General features: G+C 74.8%; 16 protein-coding genes. 14 read left to right on the top strand and 2 right to left on the bottom strand.

Annotated features, from left to right (window positions below):
* Window positions 1–8: 8 nt before the first annotated feature.
* Window positions 9–1,079: a TauD/TfdA family dioxygenase gene (locus tag AC07BS_RS20110; protein WP_478640336.1), complete on the bottom strand. Its 1,071-nt coding sequence runs from the start codon at window positions 1,077–1,079 to the stop codon at window positions 9–11.
* Between the two features lie 270 nt (window positions 1,080–1,349).
* Between AC07BS_RS20110 and AC07BS_RS20105 the strand changes: the two genes are divergently transcribed.
* From AC07BS_RS20105 to AC07BS_RS20060, 10 genes are all read left to right on the top strand, one after another.
* Window positions 1,350–2,897: an ABC transporter substrate-binding protein gene (locus AC07BS_RS20105; RefSeq protein WP_478933563.1), complete on the top strand. Its 1,548-nt coding sequence runs from the start codon at window positions 1,350–1,352 to the stop codon at window positions 2,895–2,897.
* Window positions 2,898–3,007: 110 nt separating this feature from the next.
* A complete protein-coding gene (locus tag AC07BS_RS20100; RefSeq protein ID WP_478933561.1) occupies window positions 3,008–3,934 on the top strand; it encodes an ABC transporter permease in 927 nt (308 codons plus the stop codon).
* 130 nt (window positions 3,935–4,064) lie between these two features.
* Entirely contained in the window at window positions 4,065–4,916 is an 852-nt protein-coding gene (locus tag AC07BS_RS20095; RefSeq protein ID WP_478640330.1) for an ABC transporter permease subunit, read from the top strand.
* Complete coding sequence (locus AC07BS_RS20090) at window positions 4,913–6,334, top strand: ABC transporter ATP-binding protein (RefSeq protein WP_478933506.1); 1,422 nt, start codon at window positions 4,913–4,915, stop codon at window positions 6,332–6,334. The genes AC07BS_RS20095 and AC07BS_RS20090 overlap by 4 nt, the downstream gene beginning before the upstream one ends.
* A gap of 88 nt (window positions 6,335–6,422) precedes the next feature.
* Window positions 6,423–7,322, top strand: a complete 900-nt coding sequence (locus AC07BS_RS20085; protein WP_478640328.1) for an SGNH/GDSL hydrolase family protein — start codon at window positions 6,423–6,425, stop codon at window positions 7,320–7,322.
* 792 nt (window positions 7,323–8,114) lie between these two features.
* The gene (gene ggt, locus AC07BS_RS20080; RefSeq protein WP_478640325.1) at window positions 8,115–9,935 is read left to right on the top strand and encodes a gamma-glutamyltransferase; all 1,821 of its coding nucleotides are present in this window, start codon (window positions 8,115–8,117) and stop codon (window positions 9,933–9,935) included.
* Window positions 9,936–10,105: 170 nt separating this feature from the next.
* Window positions 10,106–10,948, top strand: a complete 843-nt coding sequence (locus tag AC07BS_RS20075; protein WP_478640322.1) for a nitrilase-related carbon-nitrogen hydrolase — start codon at window positions 10,106–10,108, stop codon at window positions 10,946–10,948.
* Window positions 10,949–10,989: 41 nt separating this feature from the next.
* Entirely contained in the window at window positions 10,990–12,264 is a 1,275-nt protein-coding gene (locus AC07BS_RS20070) for an aspartate aminotransferase family protein (RefSeq protein WP_478641083.1), read from the top strand.
* Window positions 12,261–13,661 (top strand): dihydropyrimidinase, encoded by a 1,401-nt coding sequence (gene hydA / locus AC07BS_RS20065; protein ID WP_478640319.1) that lies wholly within the window; start codon window positions 12,261–12,263, stop codon window positions 13,659–13,661. Before AC07BS_RS20070 ends, hydA begins: the two co-directional genes overlap by 4 nt.
* 26 nt (window positions 13,662–13,687) lie before the next feature.
* Window positions 13,688–14,686 (top strand): TIGR03842 family LLM class F420-dependent oxidoreductase, encoded by a 999-nt coding sequence (locus AC07BS_RS20060; RefSeq protein WP_478640317.1) that lies wholly within the window; start codon window positions 13,688–13,690, stop codon window positions 14,684–14,686.
* A 27-nt stretch (window positions 14,687–14,713) separates the two neighbouring features.
* On the opposite strand, the gene AC07BS_RS20055 is transcribed toward AC07BS_RS20060, so the two are convergent.
* Complete coding sequence (locus tag AC07BS_RS20055) at window positions 14,714–15,769, bottom strand: lipoate--protein ligase family protein (RefSeq protein WP_478933502.1); 1,056 nt, start codon at window positions 15,767–15,769, stop codon at window positions 14,714–14,716.
* Between the two features lie 126 nt (window positions 15,770–15,895).
* Between AC07BS_RS20055 and AC07BS_RS20050 the strand changes: the two genes are divergently transcribed.
* From AC07BS_RS20050 to AC07BS_RS20035, 4 genes are all read left to right on the top strand, one after another.
* Window positions 15,896–17,686, top strand: coding sequence for a gamma-glutamyltransferase family protein (locus tag AC07BS_RS20050; RefSeq protein ID WP_478933500.1), 1,791 nt, complete (start codon window positions 15,896–15,898; stop codon window positions 17,684–17,686).
* 115 nt (window positions 17,687–17,801) lie between these two features.
* Complete coding sequence (locus tag AC07BS_RS20045; protein WP_478933498.1) at window positions 17,802–18,674, top strand: inositol monophosphatase family protein; 873 nt, start codon at window positions 17,802–17,804, stop codon at window positions 18,672–18,674.
* A gap of 32 nt (window positions 18,675–18,706) precedes the next feature.
* Window positions 18,707–20,116, top strand: a complete 1,410-nt coding sequence (locus AC07BS_RS20040) for a phytoene desaturase family protein (protein WP_478641082.1) — start codon at window positions 18,707–18,709, stop codon at window positions 20,114–20,116.
* Between the two features lie 81 nt (window positions 20,117–20,197).
* Window positions 20,198–20,728, top strand: a complete 531-nt coding sequence (locus AC07BS_RS20035) for a methylated-DNA--[protein]-cysteine S-methyltransferase (RefSeq protein WP_478640307.1) — start codon at window positions 20,198–20,200, stop codon at window positions 20,726–20,728.
* The last annotated feature ends 159 nt before the right edge of the window (window positions 20,729–20,887 follow it).

Raw genomic sequence — 20,887 nt, 5'->3', positions numbered from 1 at the left:
GAAGGCGGTCAGGCGGTGGGGTCGGCCTCAAGGGCCTTGGGCGTCCCCGGCGTCTCAGGCGGCTCACACCTCTCGGGTGCCTCGGGTGCCTCGGGTGCCTCAAGGGCCTTCTGGCCGTAGCCGTGTTCGTGCTCCTCGGCGGTGGGCCGGGTGCGGCGGCCGGGCACCCGGACCGAGGCGCGCTTGAGCCAGCGGTCGGTGCCGTCGTAGCGCGGGGTGAACGGCACCCGGCCGTGGACGACGAGGTCGTTGTCGACGACGAGGACGTCGCCGGGGGCGAGGCGCACCGCGACGGAGACGCGGGCGAGTTCGTCCGCCAGGCGCGCGTAGGCGGCCCGGTAGGAGGGGCCGGCCTCGTCGAGCGGGGTGTAGGCCGGGTCGAAGCGCAGGGTGAGGCCGTCCGGGGAGTGCCACAGGGCGGGGACGGCGGGGCGTGATCCGGTGATGTCCCGGGCGGGGAAGTAGGCGTCGTCGGGCAGGATCGGCAGGACCGGGCGGCACAGTTCGGCGATGGTGGCCTCGTCCAGGCGGACGCGGCGGACGCTGGCGGCGGTGGTGGCGACGCCGTCGGGGTTGCGCACGCAGCTCAGCAGGAGCAGGTGGGCGCGGCCGGGGTGGAAGGCGTCCTCGGTGTGCGGGCCGAGCAGGACGGTGCTGCCGGCCCCGGTCTGTTTCCGCTCCTGGCCGGCGGCGGGGACGATGTTGTGCACGAAGCGGCCCTCCTGCTGGCCCTCCCAGGCCAGTGGTACGCCCATGAGACCGGCCAGCAGGAGCAGGACGACGTCGTGCCGGGCCCCGGCGGTGCCGGCGGTGGCCCAGTTCGTGGGGGTGGGGCCGAGCCCGGCGTCGTCGACGGGCAGGCCGCGCAGGACGTACAGGCCGGCGTCGGTGTCCACGGGCCGGCAGTGCCGGCGCAGGGTCGTGCCGAGGTCCGCGGCGCGTTCCCGTACGTGACGCAGGAGGCCGGGCGAGGCGGTGGAGGGGCCGTGGGCGGCGATGATCTCCGCGGCGGCGCGGTGGAGGGCGTGGACCGAGGCGTCGTCGAGCCGGCGGGTGGGGGCGGATGTTCCCGTGCTCATGGCGCGATCTCCCGTTTCCGTGGCGGTGGTGGGGGCGGCGCGAGGGGGACTGGCTTGAAGTTACTGCGTCAGGTTAGGTAAGGCAAACCTAACTCGACGGTTACCCGTTAGGTCCGTTCCGGCCGAACTCATCGTGAAATAGCGGGAGTTGGGGTGCGGATCGCGCGCTGGCCGATTTCCCTGCATCACGCACGGGAGCTTGCCGGGCGAAGGTCATTAGGGTAGGCAAACCTAAGTACCCCTCACTTCTGCGTGCGGATCGAGGTCGATGTGGACGTGAACAGGCGTCAGGTGCTGATGGCCGGAGCGGGGGCGGGCGCCGCGGCGCTGCTCTCCGCCTGCGGGGAAGGCGACGGAAAGACCTCCGGGGACAACGGGAACAAGCCGCGCACCGGAGGCACCTTGCGCGTCGGCGCACTCGGTCGCGCCTCCGCCATCACGCGCGACCCCCATGGAAATCAGGGCAACGAGAGTGACTATCTGGTCATATCCCTGACCTACGACACCCTGACCGCACCCGGCGCGAAGGCCAACACCGTCGGCCGCCTCGCCACCTCCTGGAAGGCCTCCGACGACCTGCGGACCTGGCGCTTCACCCTCGCCGAGGGCGCCGCCTTCCACGACGGCACCCCGGTCACCGCCGACGACGCCGTCTGGTCCCTGCGCCGGCTGCGCGGCACCCCGGCCGGCGCCGCCCGCCTCCCCGGCGTCCGGGCGGAGGGCATCACCGCCGACGGCGGGAACACCGTCGTCCTCGTCTCCGACCGGCCCAACGCCGACCTGCCCCTGCTCACCCGGCTCACCACGTTCGTCCTCAAGAAGGGCACCGGCGACAAGGAGCTGGAGAAGGCCCCGGGCACCGGCCCCTTCCGGCTCGACTGGTACCGCGGCGGCAACGCGCGCCTCCTGCGCAACGACCACTGGCACGGCGGCACGGTCCTCCTCGACGCCGTCGAGGTGACCATGTTCGAGAGCCCCCAGGCCATGTCCAACGCACTGCTGGCGGGCCAGATCGACCTCGCCTCCAACGCCGGCGCCGTCGCGGGCCGCACCGCCGCCGGCCGCCGGGACATCACCGTCGTACGCCGGCCGAACGACATGGCCATGCCCATCGTCATGCGCGCCTCCGCCGGCAGCCCCTTCGCCGACCCCCGGGTCCGCGAGGCGCTCAAACTCACCGTGGACCGCGAGGCCATGGTCAAGCAGGTCCTCTCCGGCTACGGCGCCGTCGCCAACGACGTCCTGGGCACCGCCGACCCCGCGTACGCCAAGGACATCCCCCGGCGCACCCGCGACCTGGACCGCGCCAGGAGACTGCTGAAGGACGCGGACTTCGACCTCGGCCGCACATACGAGCTGGTCACCACCGAGGACATCGCCGGACTCGCCGAGTCCGCCACCCTCTTCGCCACGCAGGCCCGCGAGGCCGGGGTGAAGGTCACGGTCGTCAAGCAGGAGTCCGGCGCCTTCTACGACCGGATCTGGCTCAAGGGCGATCTCTACACCACCTACTGGGGCACCAACGACTCCGTCGTCTTCTTCGCCTCCAAGACCCTGGCCACCGGCGCCGGCCAGAACGAGGCGAACTTCTCCGACCCGGACTTCGACGCCGCCTACGCCGAGGTCACCGGCACGAAGGACGCCGCCGCGCGCGCGGACGCCCTGCGCACCCTCCAGCGCGTCGAGCACGAACGCTCCGGCTACCTGCTGTGGGGCATGGCGGACGGCATCGACCTGGCCGCCGCCCGGGTCCGCGACCTGCCCCGGCTGCCGGGGTACGGGCGCGTCCAGCTCGAACACGTCTGGCTCGACCGGTGACGGGCCGACCCGGCGGCATACGCGGGGCGGCGGGGCGGGGGAAGACGGCCCCCGGGGCGGCCGCACCCGGCCCCGCCGCCCCCCGGGCGCGCCGTCTCGCCGGAGCCGTCCTGCGCCTCGCCGCTCTGCTCGGCCGGCGTCTCGCGCTGCTCGGCGTGCTGCTCGCCCTCGTCTTCGCGGCCGTCCAACTCCTCCCGGGCGACGCCGCGTCCGCCACCTCCGACCGGGGCGAGAGCGCCGCCGACGTCGCCCGGCGCCGGCACCTGCTCGGCCTCGACCGGCCGCTCCCCGTACGCTTCCGGGACTGGATCACCGGCCTGCCCACCGGAGACCTCGGCACCTCCGCCCACGGCCGGCCCGTCACCGACCTGCTGGCCGCCCCCCTCCCCAACACCCTCCTGCTGGGCGGCACCGCCTTCGTCCTGACCGCCCTGCTCTCCCTCACCCTCGGCTGCCGGGCCGCCGCCCGGCCCGGCGGCCCCGTCGACCGGGCCGTCTCCATCGCCTCCACCGCCGCCTTCGCCCTGCCCGAATTCGTCGTCTCCGCCGCCCTGTTGCTCGTCCTGTCGCTGTGGACCGGCTGGCTGCCCGCCGCCACCCTCACCGGCGCCGACGGCGCGCCCGCCGACTGGACCATGCTGGTCATGCCGGTCCTGGCCCTCGTGGTGCCGCAGACCGGCTGGAACACCCGCGTCGTCCGCGCCGCCCTCGCCGACCAGGCCCGTACGCCGCACGTCGAGGCGGCCGTCCTCGACGGGCTGTCCCCCTCCCGGGTGCTGCTGCGCCACGTGCTGCCCGGGGCGCTGCCGGCCGTCGTCACCGGCCTGGCCACCTCCACCGGCATGCTGCTGGGCGGTGCCGTCGTCGTGGAGACCCTCTTCAACTACCCCGGCGCCGGCACCGTCCTGGCCGGGGCCGTCGCCGACCGCGACACCCCCGTCATCGCCGGCGTGGTGGCCTGCGCGGCCGCCGTCATCACCCTCGTCCTCGTCCTCGCCGACCTCGTCCGCGCCCGCACCGTGGGAGTCCGCCCATGACCGCTCGCACCCCTGACGCCGACCCCGCGCCGCTCCCGGCCGGGGCCGCCGCCGCGATGTCCCGCACGGGCCGGGAGAGGGGCGGGTTCACGCCTCCGCGCGCGTTCCTCCGTACGCCCGGAGGTCGACCGTGAGCGTCACCGCCGCATCCGGTCCGGCGCGCCGCCGGCGCCCCGGGGCCCGCGCCCTCACCCTGCTCCTCGCCGCCCCGGGCCTCGCCCTCGCCCTGCTCGCCCCCCTCGGCCCGCTGCTCGCCCCGCACCCCCTCGACACCCCCGTCGCCGCCCCCTACGCCCCGCCCGGTGGCGGCGCGCTCCTCGGCGGGGACCAGCTCGGCCGGGACGTGTGGAGCCGGCTGCTGCACGGCGGCGGCGCCCTCGTCGCGGGGGCGCTCGCCGTCGCCGTGATCGTGACCCTGCTGGCGGCCGTCCTGGGCTGCCTCGCCGCCCTCGCCCCGCGTCCGGGCCGGCTGCTGGAACGCACCGCCGACGTCGTCATCCTCCTCCCGCCCGTCCTGGGCTTCATGCTGATCGCCCTCACCTGGCCCGGCGGACGCCGCCTGGCCGTCGCCGCCGCGGCCGTCGTCCTCGGCACGCCGTACGCCGTGCGCGTCGTCGCCGCGGCCGCCGCGCCGCTCGCCGCCTCCGGCTTCGTCGAGGCGGCCGTCGCCGGTGGCGAACGGGCCCCGTACGTGGCCCTGCGCGAGATCCTGCCCAACCTGCGCGCCACCGTCCTGGCCCTGTTCGGGCTCCGCTTCGTCGAGGCCGTCTACGTCATCGCCATGGCCGGGTTCCTTCAGCTGGGCCCCCAGCCGCCCGCGGCCGACTGGGCCCTGATGATCCGGGAGAACGCCCCCGGTGTACTGCTCAACCCCTGGGCCGTCCTCGCGCCCGCCGCCGCCGTCGGCATCCTCGCCGTCGGCGCCGGCCTGGCCGCCGACGCGCTCGCCGCCGGCCCCCGGCACCGGACGGCCACCCCGTGACCGCCGCCCCGGGCCGGCCCCCGGTCACCGTCGCCGGGCTGGAGGTCGGCATCCCGGGCGGCCCCGTCCTGCTCCCGCGCACCGACCTCGTCCTGCGCCGGGGCGGGATCACCGCCCTCACCGGCCCCTCCGGCTCGGGCAAGACCACCCTCCTGCGCGCCCTCCTCGGCACCCTCCCCGCAGGGGCGCGCGTCACCCACGGCACCGTCCACGTCCTCGGCCGGGACGTGTTCGCCCTGCCACCGCTGGCCCTGCGCGCGCTGCGCCGCCACCACCTCGCGTACGTGGGCCAGGACCCCGGCTCCGCGCTCGACCCGCGCATGATCGTGCGCCGCCTGGTCGCCGAGACCGCCGCCGACCCGGGGGCCGGGGCGGTCCGGGCCCTGCTGACGGAATGCCGGCTGCCGGCCGACGGCGATCTCCTCGGACGCCGGCCCGGCGCCCTCTCCGGCGGTCAGCAGCGCCGCGTCGCCCTCGCCCGCGCCCTCGCCCGCGCCCCCGGCGTCCTGCTGCTCGACGAACCCACCGCCGGACTCGACGACGCCCTGCGCGACGAGATCGCCGCCCTGCTGCGCCGCGTCGCCACCGAACGCGCCCTGGCCGTCGCCCTCGCCTGCCACGATCCGGCCCTGCTGGACCGCTGCGCGGACGAGGTCGTGGAGCTGGGCGGTGGCCCGGCGGTACGGGTGGCACCCCCGCCCCCGGCCCCTTCCTTCCGGCCCGCCGCCGAGGCGCCCGTACTGGCCGCCCACGGCGTCACCGTGACCTACGGCCGGGGCCGGACCGCCCACCGGGCCCTGGACGCCGTGGACTTCGACGTCGCCCCCGGCGCCGCCGCCGGCCTCACCGGGCCCTCCGGCTCCGGGAAGACCACGCTGCTGCGCGTACTGGCCGGGCTGCGACCGGCCGACGCCGGGCACCTCACCCTGGACGGCCGGCCGCTGCCAGCACCCGCCCACCGTCGTGGCCGCGAGCAACTGCGCCGCGTCCAGCTCGTCCCGCAGAACCCCCTCGACGCCCTCAACCCCGCCCGCACCGTGGGCGCGACGCTGGCCCGGCCGCTGCGCCTGCACCGGATCGCTCCCGGGCGCCGGGCGGCGGAACACGTCGGCGCGCTCCTGAGCGACGTCGGGCTGCCCGCCGGCTTCGCCCTCCGCTACCCGCACGAGCTCTCGGGCGGTCAGCGCCAGCGCGTCTCCATCGCCCGCGCCCTGGCCGCCCGCCCCGACGTGCTCCTCTGCGACGAGGTCACCTCCGCCCTCGATCCCGTCACGGCCGTCGCCGTCCTGGACCTGCTGACCCGGCTCCGGGCCGAGCGCGGACTGGCCCTGGTGCTCGTCGGCCACGACCGGGAGTTGGTCGCCGCGTACACCGACACCGTCCATGTGCTCACCGACGGCCGGATTGACAGTCCATGATCACCCCGGGGAGTCTGACCCCCAATGATCGGCTGTTCGGACGACGAGCGGCTTTTCAAAGATAGTTTTCGGACTTTTTGGAGTACTTGTGGCACGAGTGCGTGAACGCGGTGCGGGATACGGAAAGGCGCTGGCGGCGCTCGGCGCGGCCGCGGCCCTGACGGCCGGAGTGACGGGCACCGCCGGGGCGACGACCGCCCCGGCGACCGGACAGGCCGCCGGCGCCCGCTACGTCGCGCTGGGGGACTCGTACACCTCCGGCCCGGGCATACCCGAGCAGACGGGCGGCGACTGCGCCCGATCCAGCGTCAACTACCCGTCGCTGACCGCGAAGAGCCTGCGTCAGACGTCGTTCAAGGACGTCAGTTGCAGTGGCGCGACCACCGACGACATGTGGCGCGCCCAGGGCGACAACCAGCCGCAGCTGGACGCCCTCGGCAAGAACACCCGCCTCGTCACCGTCGGCATCGGCGGCAACGACATCGGCTTCGGCACCATCATCGGCACCTGCGCCCAGCTGTCGGTCACCGACCCGGCCGGCGCGCCCTGCAAGAAGCAGTACACCGCGGCCGACGGCTCCGACCAGCTGGCCCAGCGGATCAACGACGCCGCACCCAAGATCGCCAAGGTGCTGAAGGCCGTTCACGAGCGCGCCCCGTACGCCAAGGTCGTGCTCGTCGGCTACCCGACGATCATGCCGGACAACGGGACGAGCTGCTTCCCGGCCGTGCCGATCGCCGCCGGCGACGCGCCGTACCTGCGCGACACGGAGAAGCGCCTGAACACCATGCTCCAGGAGCAGGCCCGGGTGGCGCACGTCCGCTTCGCCGACACGTACGCCCCGACCGCCGGCCACGACGTGTGCGTCCCGGCCGCCGACCGCTGGGTCGAGGGCGTCAGCCCCGAGAGCCCGGCCGCGCCGTTCCACCCCAACGCCAAGGGCGAGAAGGCCATGGCCGACGCGGTCCTGGCCCGCCTGCGCGGCTGAGCCCTTTACCGGGGCCGGTGGGCCGGCCGCGGATGCGTTGTGGCTGGTCGCGCAGTTCCCCGCGCCCCTTCGGGGCACGGCCTCCGGCTGGCGCCGGGAGCAGCCCGCGCCGCCGGTGCGCTGTGGTCCGCGCCCCGGTGTCCGGCTTGGCCGGACACCGGGGCGCGGGCCGGCAGCATCCCGGCGTTCCGGTCGCCGGTGCCCGACGGCCCGTCAGTGGACGGGCGTCGTAGGCGTATCCACCGGCACGCCGTACGGCGCCCGGGCCGGCGCCCGGAGCGACCTCACGCCGCCGCTGCGCTGCGGTGCGCCCCCCTAGGCCCCCGGCGTCCGGCATGCCCTGGCGCCGGGCGCACCTCGCGCGGCGCCCCGGATGCCGCAGCCCACGCTCCCGCTCGTCCGCACTCGACGGCCGGTCGCGAGCCCGGCCGGCCCCCGGAGGCCGAACGCCTGGCGCCATGGGCGTAGCCCCGGGCCGTCACTGGCCCTGGCGGGTGCCGGGCCGGACCACGGCCCGCGGCCGTGACCGGCCCCCCGAACCTCGCCCCCGGCGCGGTCCGGCGGTCGTCGGACGACGTCCGTCCCGTCGGCGTGACGGCCGGCGGCTGTCCCCTGGCGGTGTTCCGAGGGGCGGAACGCCCGCCCGCCGTCGGCGCCCGGCGCCGCGTAGCCCCGACGGCCCCCCACCGGTCCAACGGGCCCAACGGGCCCGCCCGGCTTGGGCGATGCCCTGTCGGCAGGCCCGCTCCGGCGGTAGGCTCCGGGGCCCGTTCGTCCGTCACGGAGGCAGTCATGGCCCTCGCCAGACCGAACACCCGCCGGAGCCTGCCCGTCCTCGCGGCCGTGGCCGCGCTCCTCGCCGGGGCGACGGCAACGCCCGCCGCCGCTGCCCGCGCCCCCGGCAAGACCCCGGTGGCGGTCGGCTACGGCGGCGCCGTGGCCAGCGTCGATCCCGATGCCACCGCCGCCGGCATCGAGGTGCTGCGCAAGGGCGGCAACGCCGTCGACGCGGCGGTGGCCACGGCCGCCGCCCTGGGGGTCACCGAGCCCTACTCGGCCGGCATCGGCGGGGGCGGCTACTTCGTCCACTACGACGCCCGTTCGGGTGAGGTCTCCACCATCGACGGCCGGGAGAGGGCCCCGCTCAGCGCCGGCCGCGACCTCTTCCTGGAGAAGGGCAGGCCCCTGCCGTTCGCCGACGCGGTCACCAGCGGCCTGAGCGTCGGCACTCCCGGCACCCCCGCCACCTGGGACACGGCGCTGCGCACCTGGGGCAGCCGTTCGCTGGCCGACGTGCTGCGGCCGGCGCGGCGGCTGGCCCGGGACGGGTTCACCGTCGACGAGACGTTCCGCCGGCAGACCGCCGACAACGAGGCGCGTTTCAAGGACTTCCCCGCCACCGCGAAGCTCTTCCTGCCCGGCGGGAAGCCGCCCGTCGTCGGTTCGACGCTCAGGAACCCCGACCTGGCCCGCACCTACGAGCTCCTCGGCCGCGAGGGCGTGGGCGCGGTCTACCGGGGCGCGGTCGGCAGCGACATCGTGCGGACCGTCCGCAAGCCCCCCGTCGACCCCGCCTCGCGGCGCGTCGCCCGCCCCGGCGACCTGACGGAGAAGGACCTGCGGGCGTACGCGGCGCGGGTCCAGGACCCGACCCGGGTGTCCTACCGCGGCCTCGACGTCTACAGCATCGCTCCCTCCTCGTCCGGCGGCACGACGGTCGGCGAGGCGCTCAACATCCTGGAGAACTCCGACCTCAGGCGGCTCGACGCCACCACCTACCTCCACCGCTACATCGAGGCGTCCCGGATCGCCTTCGCGGACCGCAACCGCTGGGTCGGCGACCCGGCGTTCGAGAAGGTGCCGGTCGCCGGGCTCACCTCGCAGCGCTTCGCCGACGCGCGCGCCTGCCTCGTCAAGGACGACAAGGTGCTCACCAGTCCGCTGCCGCCCGGCGACCCGCGCCACCCGGAGGAGGCCTGCGCCCGGCGCGGCACGCCCGCTCCGACCCCGTACGAGGGCGAGCACACCTCGCACCTGACGGTCGCCGACAAGTGGGGGAACGTCGTCTCGTACACCCTCACCATCGAGCAGACCGGCGGCAGCGGCATCACCGTTCCCGGCCGCGGCTTCCTGCTCAACAACGAGCTGACCGACTTCTCCTTCACGCCCGTCAGCCCCGGCGTCCACGACCCCAACCTGCCCGGGCCCGGCAAGCGCCCGCGCTCCTCGCTGTCGCCGACGATCGTCCTCGACCACGGCCGGCCCGCGTTCGCGCTCGGCTCGCCCGGCGGCGCGACGATCATCACCACGGTGCTCCAGACGCTGCTCAACCACGTCGACCGGGGGATGCCGCTCGTCGAGGCGATCGCCGCGCCGCGCGCCAGCCAGCGCAACGCCGCGGCCACGGAGCTGGAGCCCGGGCTGTGGGACAGCGCGCTGCGCGGCCGGCTGGAGGCCAAGGGCCACGTCTTCAAGGCGAACCCGGAGATCGGCGCGGCGACCGGTGTCCAGCGGCTGCCGGACGGCCGCTGGGTGGCCGCCGCCGAGAAGACCCGGCGCGGCGGTGGTTCGGCGATGGTGGTGCGCCCGGCCGGGAAGCCCCCGGTGCGCTGACGCACGCCGCGCGCACGCCGGACCCGTACGCCGCCCGGATGGGGCGGCGTACGGGTTTTCCACAGGAAGCGCGATGGTCTTGCCACGGGGAGTGACGGGTCCTACGGTCGCATGCACACGCGGATCTTCGGGTCCCCGCCTCGCTTCACGCCCCGGCAGAGGAGCAGCTCATGGCCAATGTCGTACGCGCCGCACTGGTCCAGGCGACGTGGACCGGTGACACGGAGTCGATGGTCGCCAAGCACGAGGAGCACGCCCGCGCGGCCGCCGCGCGGGGCGCGAAAGTGATCGGCTTCCAGGAGGTGTTCAACGCCCCCTACTTCTGCCAGGTGCAGGAGGACGAGCACTTCCGCTGGGCCGAGCCGGTGCCCGACGGCCCGACCGTCCGCCGGATGCGCGACCTGGCCCGCGAGACCGGCATGGTGATCGTGGTCCCCGTCTTCGAGGTCGAGCAGTCCGGTTTCTACTACAACACCGCCGCGGTCATCGACGCCGACGGCAGCTATCTCGGCAAGTACCGCAAGCACCACATCCCGCAGGTCAGAGGCTTCTGGGAGAAGTACTACTTCAAGCCCGGCAATCTGGGCTGGCCCGTCTTCGACACCGCCGTGGGCAGGATCGGCGTCAACATCTGCTACGACCGCCACTTCCCGGAGGGCTGGCGGGCCCTCGGCCTGGCCGGGGCCCAGCTGGTCTACAACCCCTCCGCCACCTCGCGCGGCCTCTCCTCCCACCTGTGGAAGCTGGAGCAGCCGGCCGCCGCCGTCGCCAACGAGTACTTCGTCGCCGCCATCAACCGCGTCGGCCGGGAGGAGTACGGCGACGACGACTTCTACGGCACCTCCTACTTCGTCGACCCGCGCGGCCAGTTCGTGGGGGACCCGGCCAGCGACTCCGAGGAGGAACTGATCGTGCGCGACCTGGACTTCGGCCTCATCGACGACGTCCGCCGGCAGTGGGCGTTCTACCGCGACCGCAGGCCCGACGCGTACGACGGGCTGGTCCGGCCGTGAGCACGCCGCCGTCCTCCCTGCGCGCCCGCCACCGGGCCGTCATGCCCGACTGGCTCGCCCTCTACTACGCCGAGCCGCTGGAGCTCACCCACGGCGAGGGGCGGTACGTGTGGGACGCCGCCGGCCGGCGCTACCTGGACTTCTTCGGCGGCATCCTCACCACGATGACCGCCCACGCCCTGCCCGAGGTCACCAAGGCCGTGAGCGATCAGGCCGGGCGCGTCCTCCACACCTCCACCCTCTACCTCGACCGGCACATGGTGGAGCTGGCCGAGCGCGTGGCCGCCCTGTCCGGCATCCCCGACGCCCGGGTCTTCTTCACCACCTCCGGCACCGAGGCCAACGACGCCGCCCTGCTGCTGGCCACCACGTACCGCCGCTCCAACCAGGTCCTGGCCATGCGCAACAGCTACCACGGCCGCTCCTTCTCCTCCGTCGCCGTCACCGGCAACTCCTCCTGGTCGCCCACGAGCCTCTCGCCGCTCCAGACCCTCTACGTCCACGGCGCCGTCCGCACCCGCGGCCCCTACGCCCACCTGGGCGACGAGGAGTTCATCCGGGCCTGCGTCGCCGACCTGGAGGACACGCTCGGCCAGGCCCACGGCACCGTCGCCGCGCTCATCGCCGAACCGGTGCAGGGCGTCGGCGGGTTCACCGCGCCGCCCGACGGCCTCTACGCCGCCTTCCGCGAGGTCCTCGCCCGGCACGGCATCCTGTGGATCAGCGACGAGGTGCAGACCGGCTGGGGCCGCACCGGCGACCACTTCTGGGGCTGGCAGGCGCACGCCGCGGCCGGCCCGCCGGACGTGCTGACCTTCGCCAAGGGCATCGCCAACGGCATGTCCGTCGGCGGGGTCGTGGCCCGCGCGGAGGTGATGAACTGCCTCGGGGCCAACTCCATCTCCACCTTCGGCGGCAGCCCCGTCACCATGGCCGCCGGGCTCGCCAACCTCACCCACCTCCTCGAGCACGACCTCCAGGGCAACGCCCGCCGCGTCGGCGGTCTGCTGATCGAGCGGCTGCGCGCCATCGCCGCCGGGCTGCCCGTCGTCCGCGAGGTCCGCGGCCGCGGGCTGATGATCGGTGTCGAGCTCGTCGAGCCCGACGGATCGCCCTCCGCCCGCGCCGCCTCCGCCGCCCTCGAACACGCCCGCGAGCACGGCCTGCTGATCGGCAAGGGCGGCCGCGAGGCCAACGTCCTGCGCATCGCCCCGCCCCTGTCCCTCACCGTCGCCGAGGCGGAGGAGGGCGCCGCCGCCCTGGAACACGCGCTGCGCGAGGCGGGAGACCTCACCGCCGGAAGGAGCCGGTCATGACCAGAACGATCATCAGCGGCGGCCTGGTCGTCACCGCCTCCGACGAGATCCACGCCGACGTCCTCGTCGAGGGGGAGAAGGTCGCCGCGCTGGCCGCGCCCGGCAGCGCGTACGCCCGCGGCTGGAGCGCCGAGCGGACGATCGACGCGACGGGCAAGTACGTCATCCCGGGAGGCGTCGACGCCCACACCCACTTCGAGCTCCCCTTCGGCGGCACCTCCTCCTCCGACACCTTCGAGACCGGCACCCGCGCCGCCGCCTGGGGCGGCACCACCACCGTCGTCGACTTCGCCGTCCAGTCGCGGGGACAGGCGCTGCGCGAGGGCCTGGACGCCTGGCACGCCAAGGCCGACGGCGTCTGCGCCGTCGACTACGCCTTCCACATGATCCTCTCCGATGTGAACGACGGCACGCTCAAGGAGATGGACCTCCTGGTGGGGGAGGGGGTGACGTCCTTCAAGCTGTTCATGGCCTACCCCGGCGTGTTCTACAGCGACGACGGGCAGATCCTGCGGGCCATGCAGCGGGCCGCCGGCAACGGCGGGCTGATCATGATGCACGCCGAGAACGGCATCGCCATCGACGTCCTGGTCGAACAGGCCCTGGCCGCCGGGAAGACCGACCCCCGCTACCACGGCGAGGTCCGCAGGGCGCTGCTGGAGGCCGAGGCCACCCACCGGGCGATCCAGCTCGCGAGCGTCGCCGGCAGCCCCCTCTACGTCGTGCACGTCTCCGCCGAGGAGGCCGTGGCCGAGCTGGTCCGGGCCCGTGACAAGGGCCTGCCCGTCTTCGGCGAGACCTGCCCGCAGTATCTCTTCCTGTCCACCGACAATCTGGCCGAGCCCGGCTTCGAGGGCGCCAAGTACGTCTGCTCCACACCGCTGCGCCCCCGCGAGCACCAGGCCGCGCTCTGGCGCGGGCTGCGCACCGACGACCTCCAGGTCGTCTCCACCGACCACTGCCCCTTCTGCTTCTCCGGCCAGAAGGAGCTGGGCCGCGGCGACTTCTCGAAGATCCCCAACGGCCTGCCCGGCGTGGAGAACCGGATGGACCTTCTCCACCAGGCCGTCGTCGACGGCCGCATCAGCCGCCGCCGCTGGATCGAGATCGCCTGCGCCGCGCCGGCGCGCATGTTCGGCCTCGCCCCGCACAAGGGCACCATCGCCCCCGGCGCCGACGCCGACATCGTCGTCTACGACCCCCACGCCCAGCAGGTCCTCTCCGCCGAGACCCACCACATGAACGTCGACTACTCGGCCTACGAGGGCCGGCGCGTCACCGGACGGGTCGAGACCGTCCTCTCGCGCGGCGAGGTCGTCATCGACGCCCGCCGCTACACCGGCAGGCCCGGGCACGGCCGCTTCGTGCCCCGCACCACCTGCCAGTACCTCACCTGACCCGCACGCAAGGAGTACTCCGCACCGTGGACTTCGGCCTCGTCCTCCAGACCGACCCGCCCGCCTCCGCCGTCGTCGAGCTCATGCGCCGCGCCGAGCGGGCCGGCTTCCGCTACGGCTGGACCTTCGATTCCGCCGTGCTGTGGCAGGAGCCCTTCGTCATCCACAGCCGCATCCTGGACCACACCGAACGCCTCGTCGTCGGCCCCATGGTCACCAACCCCTCCACCCGCAGCCCGGAGGTCACCGCCTCCACCTTCGCCACGCTCAACGACATGTACGGCAACCGCACGGTGTGCGGCATCGGGCGCGGCGACTCGGCGATGCGGGTGGCCGGCCGCAAGCCCAACACCCTGGCCACGCTGAGCGAGGCGATGCGGATCATCCGCGATCTGGCGGAGGGCCGCGAGACGGACATAGAGGGTACGGCGCTGCGCCTGCCCTGGGTGCGGGAGGGCCGGTTGCCCGTCTGGATGGCCGCCTACGGGCCGAAGGCGCTGGCCCTCGCCGGCCGGGAGGCCGACGGCTTCATCCTCCAGCTCGCCGACCCCTATCTGACGGAGTGGATGATCAAGGCGGTGCGCGACGCGGCCACCGCGGCCGGCCGCGACCCCGCGTCCGTCACGATCTGTGTGGCCGCCCCCGCCTACGTCGGCGACGACCTCGACCACGCCCGGGAACAGTGCCGCTGGTTCGGCGGCATGGTCGGCAACCACGTGGCCGACCTCGTCGCACGCTACGGCGCCCACTCCGGGGCGGTGCCCGAGGCCCTCACCGCCTACATCGAGCGCCGCTCCGGCTACGACTACAGCCACCACGGCAAGGCGGGCAATCCCTCGACCGACTTCGTGCCGGACGAGATCGTCGACCGGTTCTGCCTGCTGGGGCCGGTGGAGGCGCACCGCGAACGCCTGGAGCGCCTCCGCGACCTGGGCGTGGACCAGTTCGCGGTCTACGCGATGCACGACGCGAAGGAGGCCACCATCGACGCTTACGGGAAGCACCTCATCCCCGCGCTGGGCTGACGCCCCCGCGGCCGCCTCCCGAGTCCCCTACGGCACGCGGGCCGTCCACTCCGCCGACGAGAACTTGGTCGTGGCCAGTTCCTCGGCCCGCGCCATCTCCTCCGGCGTGATCGCGCCCTCCCGCAGCCCGTACCGCCCGCGGAAGGACTCGATCATCCGCTCGATGACCGCCGCGCGCGGCAGCCCGGTCTGCCGGCGCAGCGGGTCCACCCGCTTCTTCGCGCTCGTGGTGCCCTTGTCGGACAGCTTCTCCCGGCCGATGCGCAGCACGTCGAGCATCTTGTCCGCGTCGATGTCGTAGGCCATCGTCACGTGGTGCAGCACGGCCCCGGCCGTGCCCACCAGCCGCTTCTGCGCCGCGCCCGCGATCTTGCCGTGCTCGGTGGCGATGTCGTTCAGCGGCTGGTACCACGCCTTGACGCCCATGCCCTCCAGCGCGCCCAGCACCCAGTCGTCCAGGTAGGCGTAGCTGTCGGCGAAGGACAGGCCCTGCACCAGGGCGTCGGGCACCGACAGCGAGTAGGTGATGGTGTTGCCCGGTTCGATGTACATGGCACCGCCGCCGCTGATCCGGCGCACCACCGTCATGCCGTGCCGGGCGGCGCCCTCGGGGTCCACCTCGTTGCGCAGCGACTGGAAGCTGCCGATGACCACGGCGGGCGCGCCCCACTCCCACACCCGCAGCGTCGGCGCCCGCCGCCCGGCGGCGACCTCGGCCGTCAGCACCTCGTCGAGGGCCATGTGGAGGGCGGGCGACTGCGGCCCGTCGTGGATGAGCTCGAAGTCGTAGTCGGACCAGTCGGTGGCGTTCGCCAGGGCCCGGCGGACGGCGATGCCCACGGCCTCGGAGGTGAAGCCGAAGAGGACGGCGTCCGCGGGCAGGGCCGCGTCGATCCGGGACGCCAGGCTCGGCGCCGGGGTGTCGGCGGGCGCGCCCTCCAGTGCCCGGTTGATGTCGAGGAGCGCCTCGTCGGGCTCCAGGAAGAAGTCCCCGGCCACACGTACGTCGCGCAGCACCCCGTCCGCGACCTCCAGGTCGACGACGACGAGCTTGCCGCCCGGCACCTTGTACTCACCGTGCACGGCGCACCCTCCAGCTTCCGTTCCCGCGCCGGCCCACCCGGCCGGCGGCAGGGTCCACCGTAACCCCGCCCCCTCGGGCCACGCGGTGTTGCGCCGGCGGGGGCACCTCTGCCTTGCTTGGGTGCCATGGCGTTCACGACGCGGCCCACCCTCCGGGGCACCTTCGGCATGGTGTCCACCACCCACTGGCTCGCCTCGCAGTCCGGCATGGCCGTACTGGAGCGCGGCGGCAACGCCTTCGACGCGGCCGTGGCCGCCGCCTTCGTCCTCCACGTCGTCGAGCCGCACATGAACGGCCCCGCCGGAGAGGTGCCCGCCCTGATCGCCCCCGCCGGGGGTCCGGTGCGGGTGCTGTGCGGCCAGGGCCCGGCGCCCGCGGGCGCGAGCGTCGGCCACTACACCTCTCTCGGCCTCGACCTCGTCCCCGGCACCGGCCCGCTGGCCGCCACCGTGCCCGGCGCGTTCGACGCCTGGATGCTGCTCCTGCGCGACCACGGCACCCGCCCGCTCGCCGACGTCCTCGACCACGCCATCGGCTGTGCCGAGCGTGGGCACGTCCCCGTCGAGCAGGTCACCGAGACCGTGCTGTCCGTGCGCGAACTGTTCGCGACCGAGCCGGAATGGGCGGCTTCCGCCGCGCTGTACCTGCCCGGAGGACGGCCCATGGCGCCGGGCGGGCTGCTGCGCAACCCGGCCCTCGCCGCCACCTGGCGCCGCCTGCTCGCCGAGGCCGAACGCGGCGGCCGCACCCGTGAGGCGCGCATCGACGCCGCCCGCCGCGTCTGGCGCGAGGGCTTCGTCGCCGAGGCCCTCGTCCGCGCCGCCGCCCGCCCCACCCTCGACACCTCCGGCGAACGCCACACCGGCACCCTCACCGCCGACGACCTCGCCCGCCACCGGGCCCACTACGAGGACCCCGTCACCCACGACTGGAACGGCTGGACCGTCTGCAAGGCGGGCCCCTGGTCGCAGGGCCCGGTCCTGGCACAGCAGCTCGCCCTGCTGCCGGCCGAGCTGCCCGCGTACGGGTCGCCCGAGTACGTCCACCTCCTCGTCGAGGGCGGCAAGCTGGCCATGGCCGACCGCGAGGCCTGGTACGGCGACGCCGGCCCGGACGTGCCGCTGCGCACCCTGCTGTCCGACGGCTACAACACCGCCCGCCGCACGCTGATCGACGGCACCGCCTCGTACGAGCTGCGCCCCGGCAGCCCGGGCGGGCGCGCGCCGCGCCTGGCCCGGTACCCGGTGGGCGGGGCCGCCGGCCCGGCCGTGCCGGGTGGCGGCGAGCCGACCGTCGCCGCGAACGGTGCCACCCGGGGCGACACCTGCCACCTCGACGTCGTCGACCGCTGGGGCAACATGATCTCCGCGACCCCCAGCGGCGGCTGGTTGCAGTCCAACCCCGTCGTCCCCGAGCTCGGCTTCCCCCTCGGCACCCGCCTGCAGATGACCTGGCTGGAGCCGGGCCTGCCCAACTCCCTCACTCCCGGTCGCCGCCCCCGCACCACCTTGTCGCCCTCCCTCGCCCTGCGCGGCGGCGAGCCCGTCCTCGCCTTCGGCACCCCCGGCGGTGACCAGCAGGACCAGTGGCAGTTCCATTTCCTCCTCGCCACCGCGCTGCGCCCGCCCGTACGCGGCGGCCTCGATCTCCAGGGCGCGATCGACGCGCCCAACTGGCACCAGGACGCCTTCCCCAGCTCCTTCCACCCGCGCACCGCGTACCCCGGCAGCGTCACCGTCGAGTCCCGTATCGGCGAGCGGACCATCGCCGAGCTGCGCCGCCGCGGGCACGACGTGACGGTCGGCGGGCCGTGGTCGGAGGGGCGGCTGTGCGCGGTGGCGCGCGACCCGGAGACGGGGGTGCTGTCGGCGGCGGCCAATCCGCGCGGCATGCAGGGGTACGCGGTCGGTCGGTGAGCAGGGGCCCGGCGAGCAGGGGCAGGGGCAGGAGCGGACCGGTCGTTCACCGGGGCGTCGGCTGCCCGCCACCGGCCCCTCACCGGATGTCGGCGCCGCGTGGTTCGATGTCCGTATGGTTCACACGGTTCACACGCTCGGCACATTCCTCGCGGGCGATCTCCACGAGGTCGAGGAGGCGGTCCGCAAGGCGGCCGCGGCGGAGATCCTGCCCCGGTTCCGGCAGCTCGCGGCGGACGAGATCGTCGAGAAGAACGGCCCCCACGACCTGGTGACCGTCGCCGACCGGCGTGCCGAGGAGCACCTCACGGCCTCGCTCACCGCGCTGCTGCCCGGTTCGGTCGTCGTCGGCGAGGAGGCCGTGCACGCCGACCCGGGCATCCTGCGGGCGCTCACCGGCGACGCCCCGGTGTGGATCGTCGACCCGGTCGACGGCACCCGGCAGTTCGTGCACGGCGACCCCGGCTTCGCCACCCTCGTCAGCCTCGCGCACCGCGGCGAGACGCTCGCCTCCTGGACGTACGCACCCGCCCTGGACCAGCTGGCCGTGGCCCGCCGCGGCGCCGGGGCCACCCTCAACGGCGTGCCGCTGCGCTCCGGTTCGCCCGACCCGGGGCGGGATCTGACCGTGGCGATATCCCACTACGACTTCACCACCGACGAGGAGAAGCGCGTCCTGGCGACGCTGCTGACGGAAGGCGTCGTGCCGCGCCCCTGCGGCTCGGCGGGCCTGGAGTACCTGCGCGTGGCGCAGGGCACGCTCGACGCGCTGGCATTTTCGTGGGAGAACCCGTGGGACCACGCGGCGGGGCTGCTGCTGGTCGCCGAGGCCGGCGGGGCGAGCGCGACGGTCGCGGACGAGCCGTTCCGTCTGGAGGGCGGCAACACCCTGCCGTTCAGCGCGGCTCGGGACGGGAAGACCCTGCGGCATATCCTGGACCTGCTGGCGTCCGCCGGCCGGCCTGACGGGGTGTCCGCCGGGTCGTGACCCTGACGAGGGGAGACGGTCCGGTGGCCGGCATGCTCGACGCGGTCGTCGTGGGAGCGGGGCCCAACGGGCTGACCGCCGCGGTCGAACTCGCCCGCCGCGGCCTGTCGGTGGAGGTGTTCGAGGCCGCCGACGCCGTGGGCGGCGGTGCCCGCACCGAGGAGCTGACCCTCCCCGGCTTCCGGCACGACCCCTGCTCGGCGGTGCACCCGCTGGCGGTGCGCTCGCCCGCGTTCACCGGGATGCCGCTGGACCGGCACGGCCTCGAGTGGCTCCACCCCGACCTGCCGATGGCCCATCCGTTCCCCGACGGCACGGCCGCGGTCCTCTCCCGGCTGATCGGCGAGACGGCGTGCTCGCTCGGCCCGCGCGACGCGGGCGCCTACCGCCGGCTGGTGGCGCCGTTCCGCGGCACGTGGGACACGCTCGCCGCGGACTTCCTGCGCACCCAGTGGGACGGCCTGCCGGCCGACCCGGTCACGTACGCGCGCTTCGGGCTGGTCGCCGCCCAGTCGGCGGACCTGCTGGCGCGCACCCGCTTCCGCGACGCCAAGGCCCGCGGGCTCTTCGCCGGCCTGGCCGCGCACGGCATCGCGCCCCTCGGCGGCTTCGGGCTCGGCGGCATGGCGCTGATGTTCGCCCTCGCCGCCCATGAGTGCGGCTGGCCCGTCCCGCGCGGCGGTTCGCAGGCCATCGCCGACGCCCTCGCCTCGTACCTGCGCGAGCTGGGCGGCACGATCCACACCGGCTTCGAGGTCAAGCACCTCGACGACCTGCCGCCCGCCCGCGCCTTCGTCTTCGACACCTCGCCGACCGCCCTCGCCCGCATCGCGGGCCTGGGCGACGCGTACAAGCGGTTTCGCTACGGCCCCGCCGTTTTCAAGATCGACTACGCGCTGGACGGGCCGGTGCCCTGGACCGCCGAGCCCGCGCGCCGGGCCGGCACGGTCCACGTCGGCCCCACCTTCGAGGAGATCGGCGCGGCCCTCGACGCCGCGACGGCCGGCCGCGACCCGTCCGTGCCCTTCCTCATCACCGCCCAGCCCGCCGTCGTGGACCCCACCCGGGCCCCCGAGGGCAAGCACACGTTCTGGGTGTACGGCCATGTGCCCAACGGCTGGGAGGGCGACGCCACCGACGTCATCGAGCGGCAGATCGAACGCTTCGCGCCGGGCTTCCGCGACCTCGTCCTGGCCCGCGCCACCGCGGGTCCGCCCGAGCTCGCCGCGCGCAACGCCAACTACGTCGGCGGCGACATCGCCACCGGCTCGGTCGCGGGCCTGCGCCTGCTCGTCCGCCCCAAGCTGGCACGTGTGCCCTACGCCACCGCGCACCCGGCCGTCTTCCTCTGCTCGTCGGCCACCCCGCCGGGCCCGGGAGTGCACGGCATGAGCGGCCACCACGCGGCGAAGGCGGTGTGGCGCCGGCTGCGCGGGGCCTGACGGGGTCTGGCGCGAGGGCGCCGGGGGATGATGTCCGAAACCCGCCAGCCCCGCCCGCCCCCCTGGCATCATCCTGGAACCATGCGCACCGAGTCCCCCCGCACGCACACCGTCGTCGACAGCCCCTACGGCCCGCTGACCCTGGTCGCCACCGAGGGCGTGCTGAGCGGCCTGTACATGGACGGCCAGCGGCACCGCCCGCAGGAGGAGAGCTTCGGCGAACGGGCCGGAGCCGAGGACGGGCCGTTCCCCGAGACGATCCGCCAGCTGGAGGCCTACTTCGCGGGCGAGTCGACCGAGTTCGACGTCCCGCTCCGCCTGGAGGGCACGCCCTTCCAGCAGCGGGTCTGGGAGGAGCTCTGCCGGATCCCCTTCGGCGAGACGATCACCTACGGCGAGCTCGCGGCCCGCATCGGCTCCCCGAGCGCCTCCCGCGCCGTCGGACTCGCCAACGGCAAGAACCCCGTCAGCATCATCGTCCCCTGCCACCGCGTCATCGGCTCCAACGGGAGCATGACCGGCTACGGCGGCGGCGTCGACCGCAAGCGCCGGCTGCTGGCCTTCGAGGGCGCGGGCGTACCGGGCACCGAGGACGACGGACGGCTCTTCTAGGGCCTGTCCGGCGGATCTTCGTGGATCAGCGAGCGGCGTCCGGCGCTGGGGGCACCTCCCAGCGGTAGCTGGGGGAGATCGCAAGGCGGAGGGGCGCCCTCGTACCGGGCGTACTTGGGCGATCCCGACAACGCGGCGAGCGTGCGTGCCTGGGGGCAC

It is taken from the genome of Streptomyces sp. NPDC044063, from assembly GCF_056434285.1.
This window is presented reverse-complemented; position numbering and strand designations above follow the sequence as displayed.